Below are 22,506 nucleotides of genomic sequence, written 5' to 3' on the forward strand. Positions count from 1 at the left end.
CGTGTAGCGCCTTCTCCCCTTGCAGGGGACGGCGCCAGCGGCCCGGCAAAGCCGGTTCCGCGGCCCCTGCTTGAAAAAGCGGAGGCCGGTGATCTCTTGATTTTTTGCCGCTGTTTTTCCTGAACCCACCAACCCGGAGAGTCCCATGTTTCAAGCTGCCCGTTTCAAGCGCCGCCAACTCGTCCTGCTCGCCACCGCGGCCGCCATTGCCCTGCCCGGCCTGGCGTTCGCCCAGGCCAAGACCAAGGTCGCCGCGCTCTACACCGTGCCGTTTGAACAGCAATGGGTCAGCCGCCTGCACAAGGCGCTCAAAGCCGCCGAGGCGCGCGGCGAGATTGAATACAAGGCCACCGAGAACGTCTCCAACGCCGACTACGAGCGCGTGATGCGCGAGTACGCCACCGCCGGCAACACGCTGATCGTCGGCGAGGCCTTTGCCGTCGAGGCCGCGGCCCGCAAAGTTGCCAAGGATTTCCCCAAGGTCTCTTTCCTGATGGGCTCGTCGGGCAAGCCGCAGGCGCCCAACTTCTCGGTGTTCGACAACTACATCCAGGAGCCGGCCTACCTGACGGGCATGATTGCCGGCGGCGTGACCAAGAGCAACAAGATAGGCATGGTGGGCGGCTTCCCGATTCCCGAGGTCAACCGCCTGATGAACGCCTTTATGGCCGGCGCGAAAGAAACCAATCCCAAGGTCGAGTTCAGCGTGAGTTTCATCAACAGCTGGTTTGACCCGCCCAAGGCCAAGGAAGCCGCCTTCGCCATGATCGACAAGGGCGCCGACGTGATGTACGCCGAGCGCTTTGGCGTGAGCGATGCCGCCAAGGAAAAAGGCAAGCTGGCCATAGGCAACGTCATCAATACCCAGGACAAATACCCCGACACCGTGGTCGCCTCGGCGCTGTGGAATATGGAGCCCAGCATTGACCGCGCGATCAAGCTCGTCAAGGAAGGCAAGTTCACGGCCGAAGACTACGGCCCCTACTCCATGATGAAGCACAAGGGCTCCGAACTCGCCCCGCTGGGCACCTTCGAGAAGAAGGTTCCCGCCGCCATCGTCACCAAGGTCAAGGCCAAGGAAAAAGACATCCTCGACGGCAAATACAGCGTCAAGGTCGACGACAGCCAGCCCAAGTCCACCGCCAAATAAGCCTGGGCTCCGGAGAAGCGCCGTATGCATATCCCTGTTTGCCTGCGGCGCATGCTCCCGTCCTGGCTGGCGGCTTTTGCCATCGCCGGGCTGCTGGCTTTCGGCCTGGCCGGCTGCGCCACCGCGCCGGCCACCGGCACGCCGGTGCGGCTCGATGAAACGCCGCGCATCGCCGTGATCTCGGCCTTCGAGCCCGAACTCACCTTGCTGCTGCGGCAGCTGCAAACCCCGGCGCGGCACCGCGTCAACGGCGTCGAGTTCAGCACCGGCACACTGCAGGGCAAGCCGGTCGTGCTGTTTCTCTCGGGCATCAGCATGGTCAATGCGTCCATGAACACCCAGCTCGTGCTGGACCGCTTCAACATCCAGAGCATTGTCTTCAGCGGCATTGCCGGCGGCGTGGATCCCAGCCTGCACATAGGCGACGTCAGCGTGCCGGCCCAGTGGGGCCAGTACCTCGAGGTGCTGATGGCGCGCGAAACCGCGCCCGGCCGCTACACCATACCGCCGCGTATGGAAGCCCAGACCCTGGCGCCCTTCGGCATGCTGCACCCGCGCCCCGTCGAAACCCGCACGGCCGCCAGCCCGGCGCCGGTGCGCAAGTTCTGGTTTGAGGTCGATGCCGGGATGCTGGAAACGGCGCGCGGCCTGGGGCCCATCGCGCTGGAATCCTGTAACGCCGGCGTCTGCCTCACGCACAAGCCGCAACTGCTGGTCGGCGGCAACGGCGTCTCGGGCCAGGCCTTTGTCGACAACGCCGCCTTCCGCGAATACGCTTTCAAGACTTTTGGGGCCAATGTGCTGGACATGGAAACCGCCGCCGTCGGCATGGTGGCCTACAGCAACAACGTGCCCTATATCGCCTTCCGCTCGCTCAGCGACCTGGCCGGCGGCGGCGAAGGCGCCAATGAGATGGTGACCTTTATGGGTATCGCCGCCGACAATTCGGCAAAGGTGCTGCTGGCATTTCTCGCAGCCTGGAAATAGCATGCCCGAACTCACCGGGATCGACCACATCTACATCGCCGTGAGCGACATGGCAGCGTCGGAAGCGTTCTACGACAAACTCATGCTGACGGTGCTCCGCTGCCGCAAAAACACCTTCACGATTGGCGGTGACCCGCACATCCAGTATTTCAACCGCTACTTCGGTTATGTCCTGCGGCCGGCCCGCTCCCAAGCCGCGCACGACCCCTACTCGCCCGGCCTTCACCACTTTTGCCTGCGCGTGGACACGGTCGAAGACGTGGTCGAATGCGCCCGGCTGCTGCAGGCCTCAGGCATCAACGCCAGCGAGCCGCACCAGCACGGCGAATACGCACCGGACTACTGGGCGACCTTTTTCAGCGACCCCGATGGCCTCCGTCTGGAAATCACCAACTACCGCCAGGAGCGGCGTGACCGGCATGACCACTGGACATCCCTCGGCTGAGAACACCCAGCCGCCGGTGCTGCGCCTTGCCAACATCAGCAAACGCTTCGGCCCGCTGCTCGCCAATGACGCGATTTCGCTGGACTTGCAGGCCGGCGAGATCCTCGCGCTGCTGGGCGAGAACGGCGCCGGCAAGTCCACGCTGGTGTCCATTTTGTTCGGCCACTACACGGCCGACGAAGGCAGCATAGAGATCTTCGGCCGGCCGCTGCCGCCCGGCAACCCGCGCGCGGCGCTCGAGGCCGGCATCGGCATGGTGCACCAGCACTTCACGCTGGCCGACAACCTCAGCGTGCTCGACAACGTGATGATGGGCAGCGAGCCGCTGTGGCAGCTGTTCTCGCGCCGCGGCGCGGCGCGCGCCAAATTGCTAGCGGTAGCGCAGCGTTTCGGCCTGCCGGTCGCGCCGGACGCCAAGGTCGGCAGCCTCTCGGTCGGCGAGCGCCAGCGCGTGGAAATCCTCAAGGCCTTGTACCGCGGCGCGCGCATCCTGATCCTTGACGAACCCACGGCCGTGCTGACGCCGCAGGAAAGCGAGGCGCTGTTCGACACCCTGGGCCAGATGGTGGCCCAGGGCCTGTCCATCATCTTTATCAGCCACAAGCTGGCCGAGGTGCTGCGCGTCTCGCAGCGCGTAGCCGTGCTGCGCGCCGGCAAGCTCGTGGCCCAGGCGCCGGCCGCCGGCACCAGCCAGGCGCAGCTTGCGCAATGGATGGTGGGCCATGCCGTCGCGGCCACGCAGCGCCGGCCCGCGCCGGCCACGGGCGCGGCGGTCTGCACACTGGATGCCGTCAGCACGGCCGACGCGGGCCGTGACCGGCTGGACGGCGTCTCGCTGCAGCTCAGGGCCGGCGAAATCGTCGCGATTGCCGGCGTCTCGGGCAACGGCCAGCTCGCGCTGGCCGAGCTGCTGTGCGGCATGCGCCAGGCCAGCCGGGGCACGGTGACCTTGCAGGGCCAACCTTTAAAAGCCTCGCCCGCCTGGCTGGTTTCGCAAGGCGTGGCGCGCATCCCCGAAGACCGGCATGGCGTGGGTGTGGTCAGCGACCTTTGCGTCTGGGAAAACGCCGTATCGGAACGCCTGCGCAGCCCGGCGTTTTCCAGAGCGCTGTGGGTCAAACGCCAGGCCGCGCAAGCGCATGCGGCGCGCATTGTGCGCGAGTTTGACGTGCGCGGCGGCGGGCCGCAGATGGCGGCCAGGTCGCTCTCAGGCGGCAATATGCAAAAACTGATCCTGGGCCGGGCCCTGGTCGCTCCTTCAACGGAAGCCACAGCGCAGCCACCCCAGCTCATCATTGCCCACCAGCCGACCTGGGGCCTGGACATAGGCGCGGTCGCCTATGTGCAGCAACAGCTGATTGCCGCGCGCGATGCCGGCGCGGCCGTGCTGGTGATTTCCGACGACCTGGACGAGGTCATCGCGCTGGGGGACCGCGTCGCGGTCATGCACGCGGGACGGCTCACCGAAGCCTTGCCCGGCGAAGCCTGGACACGTGAGGCGATTGGACTGGCCATGGCAGGCGCTGAAACTGCGAATGAGGTTCCGGCATGAGGTTGGAAAAGCGCACCGAGACGTCCAAGCTCGCCTTGCTGCTGGCCCCCATAACCGCGATCGCCTTTACCCTGCTGGTCAGCGCGCTGCTGGTGCTGTGGGCCGGCGCGCCGCTGGGGCAGACCTACAGCCTGCTGTTCAAGGGCGGCTTTGGTTCGGTCTTTGCGCTCAGCGAAACCCTGACCCGTGCGATTCCGCTGATCCTCACCGGTCTGGCCGCCACCGTGGCCTTCAAGGCGCGGCTCTTCAACATAGGCGCCGAGGGCCAGCTTTATGCCGGCGCGCTGGCCGCCGTGGCCGTGGGCGGGCTGCATGGCGGCACGGGTTTTGGGCTGCCGGTCTGGCTGCTGTTCGGCCTTATGCTGCTGGCCGCCGCATTGGCCGGCGCCCTGCTGCTGCTGGGGCCGGCGCTGCTCAAGGCAAGGCTGGGCGTTGACGAGGTGGTCACCACCTTGCTGCTCAATTTTGTGATGCTGCTGTTTGTCTCGGCCATGCTGGACGGCCCCATGAAAGACCCGACCGCCATGGGCTGGCCGCAAAGCGTGGCGCTGCTGGGCGATCTGGAGCTGTCCAAACTGATTGAGCAGACGCGCATACACACCGGCCTGTTCTGGGCCCTGGGCCTGGCCGTGGCGCTGTGGGCTTTGCTCAAATACACCGTGCTGGGTTTTGACATACGTGCCATGGGCGCCAACACCCGGGCCGCGGCCTTTGCCGGCGTGCCCGTCACCCGTACCGTGGTGCTGGTGGCCCTGCTGTCGGGCGCGCTGGCCGGCCTGGCCGGCGCCATCGAGGTGGCCGGCCGCACCAGCTATGTCACCCTGGACATGTCGCCCGGCTATGGCTACACCGGCATCGTGATCGCCATGCTGGCCGCGCTCAATCCCCTGGGCGTGGTCGCCGCCGCCGTGTTTGTGGCCGGCGTGCTGGTGGGCGCCGACACCATGAGCCGCGCGGTCGGCGTGCCTACCTATATTGCCGATGTGATCGTCGCGGCTTCGCTGATTTCGGTGCTGGTGGCGACCTTGATGACGCAATATCGCCTGGTGTGGGGACGCAAACCATGACCGAACTGCTGGACGTCCTCGCCGCCGCTCCCTTCTGGATTGCCGTCCTGAGAATCGCCACCCCACTCATCCTCGGCACCCTGGGCGTGCTGCTCTGCGAGCGTGCCGGTGTGCTCAACCTCGGCATCGAAGGCATCATGGTCGCGGGCGCTTTCAGCGGCTGGCTGGCTGTCTACGCCGGCGCGCCGCTGTGGCTGGGTGTGGTGGTGGCGGCGCTGACCGGCGCGGTATTCGGCCTGCTGCATGCTTTCCTCACTGTGGGCCTGGCGCTGTCGCAGCATGTCGCCGGCCTGGGCATCACCCTGCTGGCGACCTCGCTCAGTTATTACGGCTACCGCGTGAGCTTCCCCAAGGTCGACACGCCACCCACCGTCACGCCCTTTGCGCCCATGCACTGGCTGGACGGCACGGGCCTTGACGTACTGGCCGCGCAAACCCCGCTGACCCTGCTGGCCCTGGCCCTGGTGCCGCTGGTCGCCTGGCTGCTGTACCGCACGCCGGCCGGCCTGGCGATACGCATGGTCGGCGAGAACCCGCAGGCCGCCGAAGGCCAGGGTGTCTCCGTCGCGGCCACACGCACGGCCGCCATCGTCGCCGGCTCGGCCTTGATGGGTGTGGCCGGCGCCTTCCTCACGCTGTCGGCCTTCAACGCCTTTTTCTTTAACATGGTCAACGGCCGCGGCTGGGTCTGTGTGGCGCTGGTGGTGTTCGCCTCCTGGCGGCCCGGCAAGGCCTTGCTGGGTGCCCTGCTGTTCGCGTTTTTTGACGCGCTGCAGCTGCGCCTGCAGACGTCCGGCCTGGTCAACGTGCCTTACCAGATCTATCTGATGCTGCCCTACCTGCTGTCCATACTCGCGCTGGTGCTGGTGGCACGCAAGGCGGCGTATCCTCAGGCGTTGATGAAACTTTATCGCAAGGGAGAGCGCTGATGCGCAGCCGCCAAACAGAAAGCACAGACCCGGCTTTCCTCAATGAAAAAACCGCCCGCAAACAGGCCGAACGCCAGCTCCTGCAAGATGCCCTGGCCGGCGGCCTGGAAGCCGAGCCCATCGCCTGGGCACCCGGCAGCGCCACCCTGATCGCACCATCCCTGCTGGCCAGCCCGCGCCTGCAACTGCGCCCCTGGACGGACGCCGACCGCGAGCCCTTTGCCGCCATGACGGCCGATACCGAGGTCATGCGCCACTTCCCGGCGCCGCTCAGCCGCGCGCAGAGCGACGCCTGGATAGACCGCATGAGCCGCAAGATCGAAGAGCGCGGCTGGGGCTTCTGGGCCATGGACTACCTGGCCGAAGGCGCAGCGGCGCCGCAATTCGCGGGCTTTACCGGCCTCCATATTCCCGACCCGGAGTTTCCTTGTGGCCCCTGCGTGGAAATCGGCTGGCGGCTCGCGCAGCGCTTCTGGGGCCTGGGCCTGGCCACCGAGGCGGCACGCCTGTCCTTGCGCGCCGGTTTCGAATCCCTGGGCCTGCAGGAGATCGTCGCGATGACAACACTGCGCAATACCCGCTCGCGCGCCGTCATGCAGCGCCTGGGCATGCAGGAAAGCCCTGCCGACGAATTCGACCACTGGGCTTATCCCGAGGGCAACCCCGAACGGCGCTGCTGCATCTACCGCCTGCCCCGCGCGCGCTGGTCCGCCGACCCGCAGCAACATCGCAGCTGAAAGGCCACGCCATGCTAGACCTGCTCATCACCAACGCCGCGCTGCCCGACGGCCGCACCGGCATCTCCATCGCCGTGCAAAACGGCAAGATCACCGCCGTCCAGGCCGGCCTGCAGGCACCGGCCCGCGAAACGGTGGACGCCGGCGGTTATCTGCTCAGCCCGCCCTTTGTCGACCCCCACTTCCACATGGACGCCACGCTCAGCTACGGCCTGCCGCGCATCAATGAAAGCGGCACGCTGCTCGAAGGCATCGCGCTATGGGGCGAACTCAAGCCGCTGCTGACGGCCGAGGCCCTCATGGAACGTGCCCTCGCCTACTGCGACTGGGCCGTCGCCAAGGGCCTGCTGGCCATACGCAGCCACGTCGACACCAGCGACCCCAGCCTGTTGGCCGTCGATGCGCTGCTCGACGTCAAAAAACAGGTCGCGCCCTATATAGACCTGCAGCTGGTCGCCTTCCCGCAGGACGGCGTGCTGCGCACCCAAGGCGGCGTCGACAACCTCAATCGCGCGCTGGACAAAGGCGTGGAGGTGGTGGGCGGCATCCCGCACTTTGAACGCACCATGGCCGAGGGCGCGGCCAGCGTCAAGCTGCTCTGCGAAATCGCGGCCGAGCGCGGCCTGCTGGTCGACATGCACTGCGACGAATCCGACGACCCGCTGTCGCGCCATATCGAAACCCTGGCCTTTGAAAGCCAGCGCCTGGGCCTGCAAGGCCGCGCCAATGGCAGCCACTGCACCTCTATGCACAGCATGGACAACTACTACGTCTCCAAGCTGCTGCCCTTGATCGCCGAGTCCGGTGTCAGTGTCATCGCCAACCCCCTGATCAACATCACCCTGCAAGGCCGCCACGACACATACCCCAAACGCCGCGGCATGACCCGCGTGCCCGAACTCATGGCCGCCGGCGTGAATGTCGCCTTCGGCCACGACTGCGTGATGGACCCCTGGTACGGCATGGGCTCGGGCGACATGCTGGAAGTCGCCCACATGGGCCTGCATGTGGCGCAGATGACCAGCCAGAAAGGCATACGCCAGTGTTTTGATGCGGTGACGGTCAATGCCGCCAAGGTCATGCACCTGCGGGGTTATGGGCTGGAGGTGGGCTGTGACGCGAGTTTTGTGCTGCTGCAGGCGCGGGATGCTGTGGAGGCGATTCGTTTGCGGGCGAATCGGCTCAAGGTGTGGAAGAAGGGAACGCTGCTGGCCGAAACACCGGAGGTTTCCACCCGGTTGCAGCTACCGGGGCGGCCGGCCGCCACCGGTTTCAGGCTGTCCCGCTAGGGCCCAGCCGGCCAACCAGCCCGGACAGCGAACTTCAAGGTAAAAGTGCAAAACGCCACTTTTACCTTGAAGAAGATGTTTTCAAGAAAAATCACAAAACAAGACTTTTACCTTGAAGATCGAGCCATGACTTCATCCATCGCCCACGCGGAACTCATCGCCACTTTCAGAAGGGCGGAGGCCGAAGCCGCTCACAAATTCGGCTTGATCAAAACCGTCGCGACCAAAGGCCCCAAGGCGATCCAGATGGCCGTCGAGACAGCGGACAAAGCCGCTAAACGCAGGGATGCCTACGCCAGAAAGCTCGCGGCGCTCGGAGTGGAGCTCAAGGACTAGCCGTACCCGGTTGCGGATAATCGGGATTTGGAGAGAAACACCATGGACCCGGAAGCAGAAGAACCAGAAGAACAGGAGCCGATCGAGGAATACGTCCCCGGCGTCGCCAACGGCAGGCATTACATGGCCAGGCTGTGCCATATGCCTGACGGCCCCTGGTACATCGACGTGGTGCATGTGGAATCGCTGCCGCCTTTGCATGACGACAGCGGCAGGACCTGGCTCACGCGCGCCGAGGCCGCCCAGGCGGCCGACAAGCTGGTGGCCGATCTGGCGCACTGAGCGGCGCGAATGTAACGCCTTGTCAGCTCCCTTGCAGCCCATGCAGGCATCGCCATATGAATGCCAGCGGCCCGCCGGGCCCGCACCTTCACCCGAGGAGCTTTCATGTTCAAACGCCTGACCCTGCTCTGGGTTCTGATACGCGGCGACGCGCGGCGGCTGTGGACCGCCCTGCGCCACCCCGAAGCGCCCGCCTGGCTGAAATGGGGCACCGCGGCCATTGCGCTCTACCTGTTCTCCCCCATTGATTTGATCCCCGACGTCCTGCCCGTCATCGGCATCGCCGACGACCTGGTGCTGGTTCCGCTGGCCATCCGCTGGCTGCTCAATCGCCTGCCGCCCGGGATCGCCGATCCGGTCGCAAAACCTTCCCGCTGAACACGGGCGGTGCTGTAATGGCGTAGCCCAACCCCGCGCACGCCGGCCATGCCCACACGCCCTGTTTCACTGACCATTGCCCTCCCCTCCGGCGGCAGCACTTCCGGCCTGCTGCAGAGGCCCGCCAGCGCCAAGGCTTGTTATGTGTTGGCCCACGGCGCAGGCGCGGACATGCACCACGCCTTCATGGAGGCCATCGCCCAGGGCCTCGCGGAACGCGGCATTGCCAGCTTGCGCTTTAATTTTCCGTTCATGGAACAAGGTGCTAAGCGCCCCGACTCCCCCGCCGTCGCGCGTGCGGCGGTTCGGGCGGCGGTCGCTGAAGCGGCGCGGCATCTGCCGGGTGTGCCGCTGTTTGCCGGTGGCAAGTCCTACGGTGGGCGCATGAGCACGCAGGCGCAGGCGGCCGAGCCCTTACCTGGAGTCAAGGGCCTTGTGCTGCTGGGCTTTCCACTGCACCCGGCCGGCAAACCGTCCACCGAACGCGCCGCGCACCTGGCGGGCGTCAAGCTGCCCATGCTGTTTCTGCAAGGCACACGCGATGCCCTCGCGGATCTGGACCTGATCACGCAGACCACGGCAAACCTCGGCAACAAGGCAAGCCTGCACATCGTGGAGGGCGCCGACCACGCCTTCCATGTGCTGGTGCGTTCAGGCCGTACCGATGCACGGGTGCGCGACGAACTGTGCGACACCATGGCTGCGTGGATGACAAAGCGCTAGCGTTGCAATAGGTCGTCAGCGACCGGACGATGGCACCTTAAGCCGTCACCAGTTTGGTGGGTGCAGGCGACTCTTTTTCCTGCACCACCGCATATTCCACCGCCAGCCGCAGCATGGTGGGCGTGACGTAATGGCGATGCACATAGTCAATCGCAGCCATGTAAAAGCGGCCAAAGAAATTCTTGCAATGGACCCGCGTGCCCAGCATCACATCCACATGGTGCTTGTCGACGATTTCCACGCTGACGCAAGACCTGAACAGCAAATGTTTGTCGTTGGCGCCCAGGATGACCTGGGCCTTGCTGTCGCCGGGGTTGGCGCTCTGGGCCAGCACCGGATAGCGGTTGGCAAACAGGTTGCTGGTGTCCGGCGATAACAGGGATGAGACCGGGCAACCCAAGGGCGACGTGCGCAGGCCCAGGGGTTTGACCAGCACGTTGCGCAGCGCCATCAGGTTGGAAACACCACTGGGCGCATTGAGCAAAAAGCCCTCCAGAACCGCTGCCAGCAGATTCGTGGCGTTGGTGTTCCCGAAGTTGGTGCCGGTCACGCGCAGACGAAAAGTGTCTTCATGGTGGATGCGCAAGCCGCTCAACTGCTCCAGCAGCAAGGAATCGGCCGGCGGACTGCTGAGCTCTTTCACGCTTCGTGCGGAGCCGCCATGCGACAGAAAGCCTGAGGCCCCCTTCCACGAACCCCACAGGCCGCGCATCATGCCTGCGCCGCTGCGCACGGTGTTGCAGACCACCCGATGAAAGGTCCCGGGCGGGGCGTCGAGTGACAAGGTCGTGGTCGGCACGGCCTCGGCCTTGAAGTCCTTGGCCTGAAGCAGCGCCTTCACCGCATCGGGCAACAACTCCGTCAGCGCCGGGATGCTGGCCTCGTTGTTCAATACTTTTTCTTTCAGGGCTTGCGGCAGATTACCGCCCAGCTCATTGGTATGGCAGGACAGCGCAAAAAACACCGGATGCAGGGACTTGCGCGAAAGCGCCGCGAACTGGTGCCAGGTTTCCCCGCCAAAGCGCACGGTGAACAGGCAGTCCGGCGGTATGTTCACAAAACGCAGCGCGCGCATGAAGTTGTGAGGGTCTTCCTGAATTTGCTGCTCCGACGCGCTCGAAAAACGCAGCTGCGCCCCGCCGCTGCCCGACACGGCCGTGAAAATGCGGTGGCCCGCATGGCGGTGAAACGGATGGCCCTTGGGGCCCACCACAAAGGAATACAGCGAGGTGGCATCGCCTTTGGAGAAGTCGGTGCCGCCCAGCTTGGCCGAGGGTTCGTCGAGCTCGTCGACAAAAGCGCTGTGCTGCCGCTGCCGGGACGCCACGCTGGCAAACAGATGATTGCCGGCGCCGTGGCCGATCTGCGCGATCAAGGACACCTCGACGGCCAGGCCGCCCGATTCGGATGGAATGCGAACCGATGGAAACGTTTCAACCACCTGCGTGAGATTCAGCATGAGTCCCTCTTTCCTGTTTTTGTTCCCGTTACTTACTTGGCTTTTTGTGTTTTGGCCGGGGCACGTTCCCGCTTCAGGGGTCGCGCGACCGGACAGAGTTCAAAGGCGTAGCCCGTGAGGCTGTTGACCAGGCTGTCGCCGTTGAGCTTGTAGAGCACGAACTGGCCGCTGCGCTCGCTGCTCACCAGGCCGGCGTTTTCCAGCACCGAGAGGTGGCGCGAAATCGCCGGCGTGCTCATGGCAAAGCGCTCAGCCAGCTCAGTGGTACTGAGCTCTTTCTCGGTCAGGTAGGCCAGGATCTGGCGCCTGGGACCCGAGGCGAGGGCTTCAAAGATTTTGTCGAGGGAGGCGGCCATTTGCTTCTTGTTTAATTATTAACTTATTTGTTAATGACTTTATTCAAGAAGTTCTGCACTGTCAAGCAGCTGCGGCTACGGCATCGGCTTTTCTTTGCCCTGTCGATCCGCTAAGCTCTCCTCCGTCCCAACCCCAGGTATCAAGGTCCCCCATGACAAGCTACTGGCTCATGAAATCCGAACCCGAAGAATGCTCGGTCGACGACGCGCTCGCGGCGAAAAATTCGACAGTCCCCTGGGTAGGCGTTCGCAACTACCAGGCGCGCAACTTCATGCGTGACGGGATGAAGGTTGGGGATGGTGTGCTGTTCTACCACTCGAGCTGCGCCGAGCCCGGCATTGTGGGCATCGCGCGCGTGGCGTCCACGGCCTACCCTGACCCTACGCAGTTCGATGCCAAGTCACCCTATTACGACCCCAAGTCCAAACGCGAGGAGCCGCGCTGGCTGCTGGTCGATGTGCAGGTGGTCAAAAAGATTCCCAACATCACCTTGCCCGAGCTGCGCGCGCGGCCCGAACTCGAGGACCTCATCATCCTGCGCAAGGGCAACCGGCTGTCGATCACGCCGGTGGAGCCCAAGCACTGGAAGGCGATTGTCGGGCGCTAAGCCTTAGTTCTTCATGCCGCAGGCGGTGGGCATACCAATGGCTTAGGGCGCACCAAAACCGGCATCGCCCCCGCACTTTCGCGCGTGACAAACACGCCACAACCCGGCCGCGGCCCAACTAGCCACTGTCATTCCTGACACCGGCCGCCCCGGCCGGCATTTCGTCTGTATACATAGCGTTTCATCACGCCCGCCCTCCCCACGCCCACCCCCTTTAACCGCCAAACCCTGTCAGGGCTAACAGGTTGACCGTTGCACGGGCCGCTCAACACAATGGTTCGCATCACAGGGGCGGGATTGACAGCAAGAGGGGGAGCGGTGGACGGCCCGCAGCATTGGCTGCGGGCACGGCCACACGGCATGCCGCGGCGCGGCAATTGCCATCACTTGTCTGGTCATGAGTCCCACAGCGGTCAGGTTTTTTCACTCCAACAGAGGGCTTCCCATGACACGACTTTTCTCACGGCTTCTGTCACAGCGCGCGCTGGCCATTAGCCAAGCCATCACGCAGGCGGTTTTGCTGGCGGCGGCATCGTCCGGCGCCTGGGCCCAGGCCAATCCCTCCCAAGGCAACGCGGCCAGCGGCAAGCTGGCGCTCGCCAAGCCCGCGGCCGCAAAGCCTGCCGCCGCGGCACCGGTGGCCATCGAGTGGCCGACCAAACCGATACGCCTCTTGATAGGCTTTCCGCCCGGATCGGTGCAGGACTTGTCGGCGCGCTCCATCAGCGAGCAGCTGTCAAAAACCCTGGGCCAGCCGGTGATTGTGGAGAACAAGGCCGGCGCCTCGGGCATCATCGCGGCCGACCAGGTGTCCAAGGCCACCGATATGCACACCTTTGGCGTGATGAACAACAGCCAGCTGACCATCGCCAAGCTACTGAACCCGATGGCGCCTTACGACCCCGCCGTGGACCTGGCGCCCATCGCGCTGATTGGCACGACGCCCATGGTGCTGGTGGTGAGCAATTTCGCGCAGGGCAGCACGCCGCAGGAGTGGCTGACCTGGCTGCGCAACCAGGGCGACAAGGCCAATTACGGCTCGCCGGGCGCGGGCACGCCGGGCCACCTGGGGATGGAGCTGATCAAGAGCCGCAGCGGCGGCCTGGGCGTGATGCATGTGCCCTACCCCGGCAACCCGCAAATCATCACGGCCATGCTGGGCGGCCAGCTGCAGGCGGCGCTGCTGCCGCCTGGCCTGGCGATGCAGCAGGTCAAGGCCGGCAAGATGAAGGTCATAGGCGTGACCTCGGAGCAGCGCAGCATGCTGGCGCCCGAGCTGCCGACGCTGCGCGAGGTGGGCATCATGGGCGCGGACATGGAGCTCTTCACCGCGCTGGCCGGCCCGGCCTCGCTGCCGGCCGCGGTGCGCGACAAGCTGGGCGCGGCGGTGATAGACGCGCTCAAGACCGGCGACACGCGCCAGCGCCTGATCACGGTGGGCTGGCAGCCGGCGCCCTCCACGGCCGAAGGCCTGCGCACCCGCATGCGCGCCGACACGCGCAACCTGGGCGGCATCATCATGCTGCGGGGTATACGGGCGGATAGCTGAGCTGAGCTGAGCTGAGCTGAGCTGAGCGGCCCTAGCCGCGCTGGCGCTTCAGCGCCGCATGCAGCTGGGCCATGGCCGTGACGCACTCCAGCACGCAGACCTGCACACGGCCGGCCGCGTCGTCCGGTGCCGGCGCGGGCGCCGCGTCGAGGCGGTCGCCGACCACCTTCACAAGCCGCACCTGGATGGCGCGGAACATGATGTCCCAATCTTCCGTCAGGGCCAGCCCTTGGTCGGGCGAGTTCCGCGGAAGGATCCGAGGCGAAGGCTGCAGCTTGCGGACTTCAGCCATGGGTGTGGCAGCTGCGGGGCCACGGGATTCAAACAGGCGGTTCAGGTTGATGAAGCCAAAGGCTTTGCGCACCGTGATGCCGGGCAAGGGTGTTGGTCGCTTCATGCGGTCACCTCCACAAATCTAAGCCGCAGGGCGCTGCGGCGACGGTCAAACGCACACGCGGCCGAGGCTCGGTCGCTATGGCCTTGGTCCGTTTATAGAAGCTGGGCAAGCCACCGTCGGTCCGCCAGCGGACTTAGCCGCATAAAAGCCACGCCACCGTAGGACGGGGCGCCACATCAACGTCCCGAAACCGCCTGGATGGCTTGGATAGCGGCCTTTTACGCCGCCATCTGCATAGGGAGCAGGCGGTCGTATTCTTCCTTGACGACCTGGTAGCACTCGCAGGAGCGTTTTTCCAGGCCGAGGCGGTCCAGCACCTTGATACGGCCGCGCGTGTAGCTGATCAGCCCGGCGTCTTGCACCTTGAGTGCCGCTTCGGTGACGCCGACGCGGCGCACGCCCAGCATGTTGGCGATCAGTTCCTGGGTCATCACGAGCTCGTTGCCGGGCAGCCGGTCCAGGCTCAGCAGCAGCCAGCGGCACAGCTGTTCGTCCAGCGAATGGTGCCGGTTGCAGACCGCCGTCTGCGACATCTGCGTGATCAGCGCCTGGGTGTAGCGCAGCAGCAGATGCGTGACGGGGCCCGACTTGTCGAACTCGTCCTTCATGAACTGCGCCTTCATGCGAAAGCCCGTGCCCGCGCTTTGCACCACGGCACGGCTGGGCGTGGCATTGCCGCCCAGGAACAGCGAGATACCGACCAGGCCTTCGTTGCCGACCACGGCAATCTCGGCCGAGTCGCCGTTTTTCATGACGTACAGCAGGGAGACGATGGCCGAAGACGGAAAGTACACGTAGTGCTCGGTCATGCCGGACTCATACAGCACCCGGCCCAGCGGCATGTCGAACGGTTCGAGGTGCGGTAGCCAGCGCTTCAATTCCTGGTCGGGCAATGCGGCGAGCAGACGGTTGAGCTTGATTTCACTCGAGCTGGGGACCACGGCCTTGGGGTGCGCGGAGGAGGCGGTGGGCTTTTTGGTTTTAGGCAGAGAAATGGGCAATGGGGAACCAGGTGACGGACCTGTCTTTAGCGGCTGACGGTATGCCGCTGAATAAGCCCTGGTTCCAGCATACGAAGCGCTCACCGGGGTGTATGTGCGGCAGCGCACAGGGGCGGGAACGGTTTCATCGCTTCCCGGTGTAGGCGCAGGTGCTGGGGCCGTTGACACGCCTGGACGCACGCGGCGCCGGCACCGGGTTCTTGAACGGCACGGCGCGCAAGGCGAAGCCGTCCGCCTCCAGGCGGCTGTGGTTTACTCTGGCTTTACCGAAGCACTACCCGCCGGACGCGCAAGCGTCCCGAAAATAGGCGGGGCGCGCAAGGCCGCGCATCAACCACAGGAAGAGGACATGCATATTTCATCGGCACACTGGCGAGCCGGGGCTGCCGCCCTGCTGCTGGCGGGTTTGGCTTGCGCCAGCCATGCCCAGTACAGCACCGGGGGCGCGTACAACACCGGGGGCGCACGCCCCCACCGCCCCGGCGAGGCCCAGGCGGAAGGCCCGCAGGCGCCGCGCGTGCAGTCGCGCTGGGAGCAGGTCAGCCGCCGGCTGTTTGACCTGCGGGTGGCGCTGCAGATCACCCGCGAGCAGGGCCCGGCCTGGGAGAATTTCCGCGGGCGTTTCCTGGACATGGCGACCAGCGGCCCGGCCGGCCCGCGCATCGTGGATGAGCAAACCGCGAAAGACGCCTTCCAGTATCTGCTGGCCGACGCGCAAAGGCGCTCCAACATGCTGGCCACGCTGGACGCCACCGCGCAAGTCTTGCTGGCCCAGTTCAGCCCCGAGCAGTTGCAGATCGCCGACCGTGCGCTGCCCGGGCTGCTGGCGGATTACGGCGGCAGCCGCTAAGACCCGGGCTAACCGGTCGTCGATTTCAGGGCCAGCATCACCACAATGACCGCGGCCAGGATGAGCGACAGCCCTTTCCAGAACGCCAACGGGTTTCGTTCCAGCAGCGGCTGGCGCGTCTTGTGCATAAAGGCCTGGCTGGGGTGGCGCAGGTCATAGACAAACTCCGACAGCTCGCCATAACGTTTGGCCGGGTCGGGGTGCACGGCCTTGCGCAGCACATCGTCTATCCAGGCCGGAATCTCGCGGTCGTCGCGCAGCGCGGAGTCGTAGCGCAGCCGGTTTTGCGCGGCGCGGGTGCGGCTTTTGGCGACTTCGGCGCCATAGGGCAGCCGCCCGGTCAGCATCTGGTAGGTGATGACGCCCAGCGAAAACAGGTCGGAGCGGGTGGTGCCGCCCTCGCCCAGGAAATACTCGGGCGCTGAATACTGGGCCGTGCCCAGGATGTCATCCCGCCCGCCGGGACCGTCAAGCTCCGCAAGGCTGGCCACGCGGGTGGCGCCGAAGTCGATGATCTTGGCGGTGCCGGTGTTGTCGATCATGATGTTCTCGGGCCGCAGGTCCTGGTGCAGCATCTCCAGCCGGTGAAAGGCGCGCAGGCCTTTGGCGATCTGCTCGACCAGGCCGCGTACCGACTCCAGCGCGGGCCGGGGGTTATCAATCATCCACTGGGCCAGCGTCTGCCCGTCTATGTATTCGGTGGCCACGTACACATAGTGGCGCTTGCGGGTCGGCACATAGGGCTTGAGCACATGGGCGCTGTTGATGCGCCTGGCGATCCACTCTTCGGTCAAAAAGCGCTCAAGGTAGGCGGGGTCGCCGCCCAGGTCTATCGAGGGCGTTTTAAGGATGGCAAGCGCGCCCGTGTCCTTGTCGGTGGCCAGGTAAATATGGCTGCGGCTGCTGCCCTGCACTTCGCGAACAATGGTGTAGCCGTCAAACTGCGTCCTGGCCTCGAGCATGGGCGGCAGCGGCAGGCCTGAGAGTTGCTGCAGCATCTCGCCGGCTTCACGGCGGGGCAGCGCATCGACGCGCACGATCTGGGCTGTGAGGTTGTCGCCGCTGCCGCGTTCAAAGGCTTTGTCGACGATGGACTTTGCGGCAATGTCCAACCCGCCGGGCTCATCGGCATGGCGGTGGATGATGCCGGCCATGTCGTGCTCGGTCACGTGTTCGTACACGCCGTCGGTGGCCAGCAAAAAGATGTCGCCCTGCTCCACCTGCTGGGTCTGGTAGTCGATTTCCAGCTGGGGCTTGAAGCCCAGCGCGCGGCCCAAATAGCTCTGGCCCTGGGCAATCCACACGCGGTGGTCGTGGGTCAACTGCTCCAGCGACTTGCCGCGCAGGCGGTAAATACGCGAGTCGCCCACATGAAAAATATGCGCGGTGGCCGACTTGATGACCATGGCGCTCAGGGTGCACACATAGCCCTTGTCCTTGTCGTAGCGGTAAGGGCTTTTTTGCGTCTGCGCATGCAGCCAGGAATTGGTGGCGCTCAGGATGCGCTCGGCCGATGTCTTGACCGACCAGGCTTCCGAGGTGCAGTAATAGTCTTCCAGGAAACCGGTGACGGCGTACTGGCTGGCGACGTCGCTGACGGCGCTGCTGCTGATGCCGTCGGCCAGCGCGATGGCGATGCCCTTGGCGCTGAGCTGCGGCTCCTGCGGCACGTAGATGCCGTGGAAATCCTGGTTGGTTTCCTTGCGGCCCTTGTCCGAATACTGGCCTGCCGAGATCTTCAGTTCAGAGGACATAGGGGGTGGCGACAAAGCCCTCGCGCAACTTGCCTGCGCGAGGGCTTTTGTTGTGGAAGCGGATTATTTGAAGTTACGAGCCGGTCCGGTTTTAACGTGCGTGGCGTACAGCGTCAAGCCGGTAAAGGCCAGGCCGCCCACCAGGTTGCCCAGCACCGTGGGGATTTCGTTCCAGAGCAGGTAGTCCATGATGGTGAAGTGCGCGCCCAGCAGCAAGCCCGAGGGGAACAAAAACATGTTCACGATGGAGTGCTCGAACACCATGTAGAAAAACAGCATGATGGGCATCCACATGGCGATCACCTTGCCGCTGACCTGGGTGGAGATCATCGCGCCGACCACGCCGGCCGACACCATCCAGTTGCACAGCATGCCGCGCACAAAGAGCGTGAGCATGCCGTTGGCGCCGTACTTCTGGTAGCCCAGCGTGCGGTTCTCGCCCACCACGCCTATGGCCTTGCCAACCGCGCTGGGCTCCGTCGAGAAGCCATTGGTGACGTAGATGGCCATCATCACGGCCACCGTGAACGCCCCCAGGAAGTTGCCGGTAAAGACCAGGCCCCAGTTGCGCAGCACGCCCTTGAGGGTGACGCCCGGGCGCTTGTCGATCAGCGCCAGCGGGCACAGCACGAAGACGCCGGTCAGCAAATCAAAGCCGAACAGGTAGAGCATGACAAAACCTACCGGGAACAGCACGGCGCCCAGCAGGGGCTGGCCGGTCTGCACATTGATGGTGACGGCGAACCAGGCCGCCAGGGCCAGGATGGCGCCGGCCATATAGGCCCGGATAACGGTGTCGCGGGTGGACATGAATATCTTGGACTCCCCCGCGTCCACCATCTTGGTCACAAATTCCGAAGGCACTAGATAAGCCATACGTTCCTCGAGTTTTTGGGTTATCGGCCTTAAAAAAGAAAAGGCCAAAAAAAATCCACCCCCAGGCGCCCCCAAAAATGGGAGGCTGGAAGTGGACGTCGTTATCCATTGATCCGCCGGGCAACGGCCCCTACATAGGTATAGGCCGCGCCTTGCCCGGCCGTCATTAGCCGGGCGGATCACTCAAAGCAACTACTGTGCCGTTGGGAATGTGGCCTGAAACCGGCTGTTTTGCCCCCGCATGCGCCGGCAAGCAGGGTTCATTGCCCCAAATGCGTGCGCCGGGCCGTGGCGGCTCAACATTTTGGTGCCTACTTCACCAGCTCCAGCACCTCGGCTTTTTTCTTCTTGAGCAGCAGCACCAGGAACTTCGCGGGCTGGGTGGCGCTGGCGTTGCGGCCCACGGTATGAATGTCCTTGGGGCCTTCATAAAAGCTCTGGCCGGCTGTCAAGGTGACCTCCTTGCCGCCCTTGACCTGCATCACGATGGCGCCCTCGAGCACATAGACAAAGGCATGCGCGTGATGGCGATGCACCGGGTCGGCGGCGCCGGGGGCGTAGTCCACCGTAATCATCAGGCCTTCCTTGCCGGGAAGATCGGACAGGTCCTTGGCCATGACCGGCTTGACGGTCACGCCCTCGGGGCCGGCGGCCATGGCGGGTTGGGCAAGCAAGGCGGCGCTGGCGAGAAACAGGGAAACACAGGTCTTGTTCATGATGGCTTCTTCATAGGGTTGCGGAGGTGGCTCGGGATTGAGGTGCACCTGCCTCTATGACGATTGGCGGCGCCGGTTTGTGACACCGGCGCCCTGCCCTCTCGCTGTTCAGGTGCGAGCCTGCGACTTGCTGAACCACTCTTCAAACCGGATGCCACCCAAACGCGCCTTGCCGGCCGGCACCAGGGTGTCGTCCTTGAGCGCGGCGCCAAAGTAGCGTGCCTGCGGATCGGCGACAACCTTGCGCGGGTCATTGCTTGCCGTGAGGAAACGCTGGACGAGGTCCGAAAGGCGAACCTTTTCCGGGCCGGCGATCTCGACCGTGCCGTTGGCCGGCGCGCCCAGCGTGAAGTCGGCCATCGCGACGGCCACGTCGTCCGACGCAATGGGTTGCACAAAGGCCGGCGACAGCCGCACCGTCTGCCCCTCGGTGCCCGACTGGGCGATGCCGCCCAGGAATTCCATGAACTGGGTGGAGTGGACGATGGTGTAGGGCACGCTGGCGGCCCGGATCAGTTTTTCCTGGGCGATCTTGCCGCGGAAATAACCGCTTTCCACCAGTTTGTCGGTGCCGACGACGGAGAGTGCGATGTGGTGCAAAACACCGGCAGCCGCTTCGGCCGCCAGCAGGTTGCGGCCCGAGGTCTGGAAAAATTCCAGCACGGCCTTGTCTTCAAATGAAGGCGAATTGGCCACATCGACCACCACATGGGCGCCCGCGAGGACCTCGGCCAGCCCCTGGCCTGTGAGGGTGTTGACGCCGGACGCCGGCGATGCCGCGATGGCCTCGTGGCCGCGCTGGCGAAGGATGTTGACGAGTTTGGATCCGATGAGGCCTGAGCCTCCGATGACGACGATTTTCATGGGTGTGCTTTCTGGTCCAGAGTGAGGGTGGAGGTTGAGTGGCTCGAAATTGAGTACCACCTGCCTCTATGACGATTGACGCTGCCGGTTTGTGACGCCTGCGCCCTGCCCCCTCACTCCTGCCTTCTGCCTCTTGCTCCTTCCCCCGTTGAGGGAAGCTAGGGATGGGGGCCCGCCGGCTGCTGGAAGGCTCCACCCGCCATATCGGCCAGATCGCTGCTCAAGCCGCTGCGGCTTTTCCTTCTAGCAGCTTGACCATGGCCCACAACACCCGGTTCGCGGGCACGGCCACACCCAGCGCCTCGCCGCGCTTGACGATCAGGCCGTTGAGGTAGTCGATCTCGGTGGGCTTGCCGCGCGCCAGGTCTTGCGCGGTGGAGGCGTACTGGTTGGGCATGCTGCCGGCCAGCTTGTCGACGGCGGCATGCACGTCGCCCGCCACCTGCACGCCTTCGGCCTTGGCGACCGCCAGGCATTCGGCGACCACGTCGCGCATGACGTCGATCACGCCCACGCCCTGCACCGTCTTGCCGTAAGGCAGCTGGGCAATGGCCGACACGGCGTTGTAGGCGCAATTGAGAATAAGCTTGGCCCACAGCGCGCCGCGCACATTGGCCGAGATCTCGGTGGGCACCCCGGCGGCAACCAGGACTTGCGCCACGGTATCGCTCAAGGCCGAAGGCTCGATCACCAGGTCGCCACGGCCATGGTGCTTGAGGTGGCCGGGGCCGGCCATTTCGGTGGCGACATAAACCACGGCGGCGGCCACGGCAGTTTCGGGCAGCACCGCGCGCAGGCGGTCGGCATTGTCCACGCCGTTTTGCAGGCACAGCACCAGGGTGTTGGCGGCGAGATGCGGGCGTATCAAGGCGCCGGCCGATTCGGTGTCGGTGGACTTGACGCAGAACAGCACCAGGTCGGCACCTTTGACGGCGGCCGGGTCGCTGCTGGCGGCCAGGCGCACATGCTCGTCGAACATGCGGGTTTCCATGCGCAGGCCGTCGCGTTCAATCGCCGCCACATGCTGGGGCCGCGCGACCAGCACGACCTCATGCCCGGCGCGCGCGAGCATGCCGCCGAAATAACAACCGACGGCGCCTGCGCCCATCACGGCGACTTTGAGGGATTGGGTCATGACTGCCTTCTGATGCGAGGGAGATGTGAAGACAGCGATTGTGTTTCAAGTCCGCCCTGTCTGCTGGCGGTGGGAGGCAAACCTAACCCAGGCTGCCGGCAAAGCGCCGGGCCAGCTGATGGCGTTCGAAGGCTTCGGCCACAAAATCGATGAAGACGCGGGTCTTGGCGGGCATCTGGCTGCGCGTGGCGTAATAAATCGAGATGGCACCCGCATCCACATACCAGCGCGGGAGCAGCCTGACGAGTTCGCCGCGTTCCAGCTGCGGCAGCACGTCGGGCACGGCGAGCAAGGTCACGCCCAGGCCCAGCAGCGCCGCGGTGCGCATGGCGGTCGGGTCGTTCACCCGCACCGACTCGGCCTGGACGGCCGGCATTTCGGCGCCGGCCGCGTCGCGCATCACCCACTGGCGAAGCCGGCCCGTGGCGCTGGAGCGCATGACGATACCGCTGAGCCCGGCCAGGCCCGCGGGATCGGTGGGCGGCGGGCGGCCGGCCATATAGGCGGGTGAGGCCACGGCGACCAGGTGGATAGGCGCCAGGGGGCGCGACACCACGCCGGGCGCCAGCTCGAAGCCGCCGCCTATGGCGGCGTCATAGCCCTCGGCGATCAGGTCGACCGGGCGGTTTTCGAAATACCAGTCGGGGCGCACCATCGGGTAGCGATCCAGAAAGGCCGGCAGCAGCGGCAGTATGTGTTCGACGCCAAAGGTCGGCGACATGCTGACCTTGAGCGTGCCGGCGGGCGCGCCGCCGTCGTCGGCAAGCGCCGCGATGGCGGACTGCAGCGCGTCGAGGTTGCCGGCGATGGAGGCCAGGAAGCGCTCGCCGGCCTCGGTCAAGGTCAGCTTGCGCGTGGAGCGCTGGAACAGGCGCACGCCGAGGTTGCGCTCCAGCATCGCGACATTGCGACTTACGGCCGCAGGGGTCAAAGCCAGGCGCCGCGCCGCCTCCGAGAAGCTGCTGCTTTCGGCGCTGCGCACAAAGGATTCGAGGTTGGCCAGGGTTTCCATGGCCTCATCTTAAAGTAATGCTTGAAGATAATTCAAATCATTACCGTCTTATCA

General features: G+C 65.0%; 25 protein-coding genes. 15 read left to right on the forward strand and 10 right to left on the reverse strand.

The window, feature by feature from the left end; genetic code table 11:
- The first annotated feature begins 145 nt into the window (after positions 1-145).
- From AC1DUN_RS14370 to AC1DUN_RS14425, 12 genes are all read left to right on the forward strand, one after another.
- Entirely contained in the window at positions 146-1,150 is a 1,005-nt protein-coding gene (locus AC1DUN_RS14370) for a BMP family protein (protein ID WP_477714530.1), read from the forward strand.
- Positions 1,151-1,174: 24 nt separating this feature from the next.
- The gene (locus AC1DUN_RS14375; RefSeq protein WP_477714531.1) at positions 1,175-2,137 is read left to right on the forward strand and encodes a 5'-methylthioadenosine/S-adenosylhomocysteine nucleosidase; all 963 of its coding nucleotides are present in this window, start codon (positions 1,175-1,177) and stop codon (positions 2,135-2,137) included.
- 1 nt (position 2,138) lies between these two features.
- On the forward strand, positions 2,139-2,582 hold the full coding sequence (locus AC1DUN_RS14380; protein ID WP_477714532.1) for a VOC family protein: 444 nt from the start codon (positions 2,139-2,141) through the stop codon (positions 2,580-2,582).
- Positions 2,557-4,134: an ABC transporter ATP-binding protein gene (locus AC1DUN_RS14385; protein WP_477714533.1), complete on the forward strand. Its 1,578-nt coding sequence runs from the start codon at positions 2,557-2,559 to the stop codon at positions 4,132-4,134. Before AC1DUN_RS14380 ends, AC1DUN_RS14385 begins: the two co-directional genes overlap by 26 nt.
- A complete protein-coding gene (locus tag AC1DUN_RS14390) occupies positions 4,131-5,201 on the forward strand; it encodes an ABC transporter permease (protein ID WP_477714534.1) in 1,071 nt (356 codons plus the stop codon). The genes AC1DUN_RS14385 and AC1DUN_RS14390 overlap by 4 nt, the downstream gene beginning before the upstream one ends.
- Complete coding sequence (locus AC1DUN_RS14395; RefSeq protein WP_477714535.1) at positions 5,198-6,130, forward strand: ABC transporter permease; 933 nt, start codon at positions 5,198-5,200, stop codon at positions 6,128-6,130. The genes AC1DUN_RS14390 and AC1DUN_RS14395 overlap by 4 nt, the downstream gene beginning before the upstream one ends.
- The gene (locus AC1DUN_RS14400) at positions 6,130-6,867 is read left to right on the forward strand and encodes a GNAT family N-acetyltransferase (RefSeq protein WP_477714536.1); all 738 of its coding nucleotides are present in this window, start codon (positions 6,130-6,132) and stop codon (positions 6,865-6,867) included. Before AC1DUN_RS14395 ends, AC1DUN_RS14400 begins: the two co-directional genes overlap by 1 nt.
- Positions 6,868-6,878: 11 nt before the next feature.
- Positions 6,879-8,156 carry an amidohydrolase family protein gene (locus AC1DUN_RS14405; protein ID WP_477714537.1) on the forward strand — a complete coding sequence of 426 codons (1,278 nt, stop codon included), beginning with the start codon at positions 6,879-6,881 and terminating at the stop codon, positions 8,154-8,156.
- 126 nt (positions 8,157-8,282) lie between these two features.
- Positions 8,283-8,492, forward strand: coding sequence for a hypothetical protein (locus AC1DUN_RS14410; protein WP_477714538.1), 210 nt, complete (start codon positions 8,283-8,285; stop codon positions 8,490-8,492).
- Between the two features lie 42 nt (positions 8,493-8,534).
- On the forward strand, positions 8,535-8,774 hold the full coding sequence (locus AC1DUN_RS14415) for a hypothetical protein (RefSeq protein ID WP_477714539.1): 240 nt from the start codon (positions 8,535-8,537) through the stop codon (positions 8,772-8,774).
- Positions 8,775-8,879: 105 nt separating this feature from the next.
- Positions 8,880-9,152: a YkvA family protein gene (locus tag AC1DUN_RS14420; protein ID WP_477714540.1), complete on the forward strand. Its 273-nt coding sequence runs from the start codon at positions 8,880-8,882 to the stop codon at positions 9,150-9,152.
- Positions 9,153-9,200: 48 nt separating this feature from the next.
- On the forward strand, positions 9,201-9,875 hold the full coding sequence (locus tag AC1DUN_RS14425) for an alpha/beta hydrolase family protein (protein WP_477714541.1): 675 nt from the start codon (positions 9,201-9,203) through the stop codon (positions 9,873-9,875).
- A 37-nt stretch (positions 9,876-9,912) separates the two neighbouring features.
- Here the strand turns inward: AC1DUN_RS14425 and AC1DUN_RS14430 are convergent, their stop codons facing one another.
- A complete protein-coding gene (locus AC1DUN_RS14430) occupies positions 9,913-11,334 on the reverse strand; it encodes a DUF2867 domain-containing protein (RefSeq protein ID WP_477714542.1) in 1,422 nt (473 codons plus the stop codon).
- A 32-nt stretch (positions 11,335-11,366) separates the two neighbouring features.
- The gene (locus tag AC1DUN_RS14435) at positions 11,367-11,690 is read right to left on the reverse strand and encodes a metalloregulator ArsR/SmtB family transcription factor (RefSeq protein ID WP_477714543.1); all 324 of its coding nucleotides are present in this window, start codon (positions 11,688-11,690) and stop codon (positions 11,367-11,369) included.
- A 152-nt stretch (positions 11,691-11,842) separates the two neighbouring features.
- Here AC1DUN_RS14435 and AC1DUN_RS14440 point away from each other — a divergent pair, with 152 nt between their 5' ends.
- Both AC1DUN_RS14440 and AC1DUN_RS14445 read left to right on the forward strand, forming a co-directional pair.
- On the forward strand, positions 11,843-12,298 hold the full coding sequence (locus tag AC1DUN_RS14440; protein WP_477714544.1) for an EVE domain-containing protein: 456 nt from the start codon (positions 11,843-11,845) through the stop codon (positions 12,296-12,298).
- A gap of 445 nt (positions 12,299-12,743) precedes the next feature.
- Entirely contained in the window at positions 12,744-13,847 is a 1,104-nt protein-coding gene (locus AC1DUN_RS14445; protein ID WP_477714545.1) for a Bug family tripartite tricarboxylate transporter substrate binding protein, read from the forward strand.
- Between the two features lie 31 nt (positions 13,848-13,878).
- Here the strand turns inward: AC1DUN_RS14445 and AC1DUN_RS14450 are convergent, their stop codons facing one another.
- Together AC1DUN_RS14450 and AC1DUN_RS14455 are read right to left on the reverse strand one after the other, a co-directional pair.
- Positions 13,879-14,244, reverse strand: coding sequence for a hypothetical protein (locus tag AC1DUN_RS14450; RefSeq protein WP_477714546.1), 366 nt, complete (start codon positions 14,242-14,244; stop codon positions 13,879-13,881).
- Between the two features lie 218 nt (positions 14,245-14,462).
- A complete protein-coding gene (locus AC1DUN_RS14455) occupies positions 14,463-15,137 on the reverse strand; it encodes a Crp/Fnr family transcriptional regulator (RefSeq protein ID WP_477714681.1) in 675 nt (224 codons plus the stop codon).
- Positions 15,138-15,594: 457 nt separating this feature from the next.
- On the opposite strand from AC1DUN_RS14455, the gene AC1DUN_RS14460 reads away from it, so the two are divergent.
- A complete protein-coding gene (locus AC1DUN_RS14460; protein ID WP_477714547.1) occupies positions 15,595-16,095 on the forward strand; it encodes a hypothetical protein in 501 nt (166 codons plus the stop codon).
- An 8-nt stretch (positions 16,096-16,103) separates the two neighbouring features.
- Here AC1DUN_RS14460 and AC1DUN_RS14465 read toward each other — a convergent pair whose 3' ends face one another.
- The 6 genes from AC1DUN_RS14465 to AC1DUN_RS14490 all read right to left on the reverse strand — a co-directional run bounded on the left by AC1DUN_RS14465 (position 16,104) and on the right by AC1DUN_RS14490 (position 22,452).
- The gene (locus AC1DUN_RS14465; protein WP_477714548.1) at positions 16,104-17,849 is read right to left on the reverse strand and encodes a bifunctional protein-serine/threonine kinase/phosphatase; all 1,746 of its coding nucleotides are present in this window, start codon (positions 17,847-17,849) and stop codon (positions 16,104-16,106) included.
- Between the two features lie 63 nt (positions 17,850-17,912).
- Complete coding sequence (locus tag AC1DUN_RS14470; protein WP_477714549.1) at positions 17,913-18,725, reverse strand: formate/nitrite transporter family protein; 813 nt, start codon at positions 18,723-18,725, stop codon at positions 17,913-17,915.
- Between the two features lie 311 nt (positions 18,726-19,036).
- Positions 19,037-19,441, reverse strand: a complete 405-nt coding sequence (locus tag AC1DUN_RS14475; protein WP_477714550.1) for a cupin domain-containing protein — start codon at positions 19,439-19,441, stop codon at positions 19,037-19,039.
- 108 nt (positions 19,442-19,549) lie between these two features.
- Positions 19,550-20,305 (reverse strand): SDR family oxidoreductase, encoded by a 756-nt coding sequence (locus tag AC1DUN_RS14480; RefSeq protein WP_477714551.1) that lies wholly within the window; start codon positions 20,303-20,305, stop codon positions 19,550-19,552.
- Between the two features lie 220 nt (positions 20,306-20,525).
- Positions 20,526-21,440 carry a ketopantoate reductase family protein gene (locus AC1DUN_RS14485; protein ID WP_477714552.1) on the reverse strand — a complete coding sequence of 305 codons (915 nt, stop codon included), beginning with the start codon at positions 21,438-21,440 and terminating at the stop codon, positions 20,526-20,528.
- Positions 21,441-21,522: 82 nt separating this feature from the next.
- Positions 21,523-22,452: a LysR family transcriptional regulator gene (locus tag AC1DUN_RS14490; RefSeq protein ID WP_477714553.1), complete on the reverse strand. Its 930-nt coding sequence runs from the start codon at positions 22,450-22,452 to the stop codon at positions 21,523-21,525.
- Between the last annotated feature and the right edge of the window lie 54 nt (positions 22,453-22,506).

The sequence above is a fragment of the Polaromonas sp. P4_F6 genome, from assembly GCF_056401275.1.

What these genes read in the sequence shown, in the direction of transcription:
- AC1DUN_RS14400 (WP_477714536.1), top strand. Translation starts at nt 6,130, where the DNA reads ATGCGCAGCCGCCAAACAGAAAGCACAGACCCGGCTTTCCTCAATGAA.
- AC1DUN_RS14430 (WP_477714542.1), bottom strand. Translation starts at nt 11,334, where the DNA reads ATGCTGAATCTCACGCAGGTGGTTGAAACGTTTCCATCGGTTCGCATT.
- AC1DUN_RS14370 (WP_477714530.1), top strand. Translation starts at nt 146, where the DNA reads ATGTTTCAAGCTGCCCGTTTCAAGCGCCGCCAACTCGTCCTGCTCGCC.
- AC1DUN_RS14390 (WP_477714534.1), top strand. Translation starts at nt 4,131, where the DNA reads ATGAGGTTGGAAAAGCGCACCGAGACGTCCAAGCTCGCCTTGCTGCTG.
- AC1DUN_RS14465 (WP_477714548.1), bottom strand. Translation starts at nt 17,849, where the DNA reads ATGTCCTCTGAACTGAAGATCTCGGCAGGCCAGTATTCGGACAAGGGC.
- AC1DUN_RS14385 (WP_477714533.1), top strand. Translation starts at nt 2,557, where the DNA reads ATGACCACTGGACATCCCTCGGCTGAGAACACCCAGCCGCCGGTGCTG.
- AC1DUN_RS14425 (WP_477714541.1), top strand. Translation starts at nt 9,201, where the DNA reads ATGCCCACACGCCCTGTTTCACTGACCATTGCCCTCCCCTCCGGCGGC.
- AC1DUN_RS14405 (WP_477714537.1), top strand. Translation starts at nt 6,879, where the DNA reads ATGCTAGACCTGCTCATCACCAACGCCGCGCTGCCCGACGGCCGCACC.
- AC1DUN_RS14415 (WP_477714539.1), top strand. Translation starts at nt 8,535, where the DNA reads ATGGACCCGGAAGCAGAAGAACCAGAAGAACAGGAGCCGATCGAGGAA.
- AC1DUN_RS14410 (WP_477714538.1), top strand. Translation starts at nt 8,283, where the DNA reads ATGACTTCATCCATCGCCCACGCGGAACTCATCGCCACTTTCAGAAGG.
- AC1DUN_RS14450 (WP_477714546.1), bottom strand. Translation starts at nt 14,244, where the DNA reads ATGAAGCGACCAACACCCTTGCCCGGCATCACGGTGCGCAAAGCCTTT.
- AC1DUN_RS14420 (WP_477714540.1), top strand. Translation starts at nt 8,880, where the DNA reads ATGTTCAAACGCCTGACCCTGCTCTGGGTTCTGATACGCGGCGACGCG.
- AC1DUN_RS14380 (WP_477714532.1), top strand. Translation starts at nt 2,139, where the DNA reads ATGCCCGAACTCACCGGGATCGACCACATCTACATCGCCGTGAGCGAC.
- AC1DUN_RS14375 (WP_477714531.1), top strand. Translation starts at nt 1,175, where the DNA reads ATGCATATCCCTGTTTGCCTGCGGCGCATGCTCCCGTCCTGGCTGGCG.
- AC1DUN_RS14490 (WP_477714553.1), bottom strand. Translation starts at nt 22,452, where the DNA reads ATGGAAACCCTGGCCAACCTCGAATCCTTTGTGCGCAGCGCCGAAAGC.
- AC1DUN_RS14460 (WP_477714547.1), top strand. Translation starts at nt 15,595, where the DNA reads ATGCATATTTCATCGGCACACTGGCGAGCCGGGGCTGCCGCCCTGCTG.
- AC1DUN_RS14445 (WP_477714545.1), top strand. Translation starts at nt 12,744, where the DNA reads ATGACACGACTTTTCTCACGGCTTCTGTCACAGCGCGCGCTGGCCATT.
- AC1DUN_RS14485 (WP_477714552.1), bottom strand. Translation starts at nt 21,440, where the DNA reads ATGACCCAATCCCTCAAAGTCGCCGTGATGGGCGCAGGCGCCGTCGGT.
- AC1DUN_RS14435 (WP_477714543.1), bottom strand. Translation starts at nt 11,690, where the DNA reads ATGGCCGCCTCCCTCGACAAAATCTTTGAAGCCCTCGCCTCGGGTCCC.
- AC1DUN_RS14395 (WP_477714535.1), top strand. Translation starts at nt 5,198, where the DNA reads ATGACCGAACTGCTGGACGTCCTCGCCGCCGCTCCCTTCTGGATTGCC.
- AC1DUN_RS14440 (WP_477714544.1), top strand. Translation starts at nt 11,843, where the DNA reads ATGACAAGCTACTGGCTCATGAAATCCGAACCCGAAGAATGCTCGGTC.
- AC1DUN_RS14480 (WP_477714551.1), bottom strand. Translation starts at nt 20,305, where the DNA reads ATGAAAATCGTCGTCATCGGAGGCTCAGGCCTCATCGGATCCAAACTC.
- AC1DUN_RS14475 (WP_477714550.1), bottom strand. Translation starts at nt 19,441, where the DNA reads ATGAACAAGACCTGTGTTTCCCTGTTTCTCGCCAGCGCCGCCTTGCTT.
- AC1DUN_RS14470 (WP_477714549.1), bottom strand. Translation starts at nt 18,725, where the DNA reads ATGGCTTATCTAGTGCCTTCGGAATTTGTGACCAAGATGGTGGACGCG.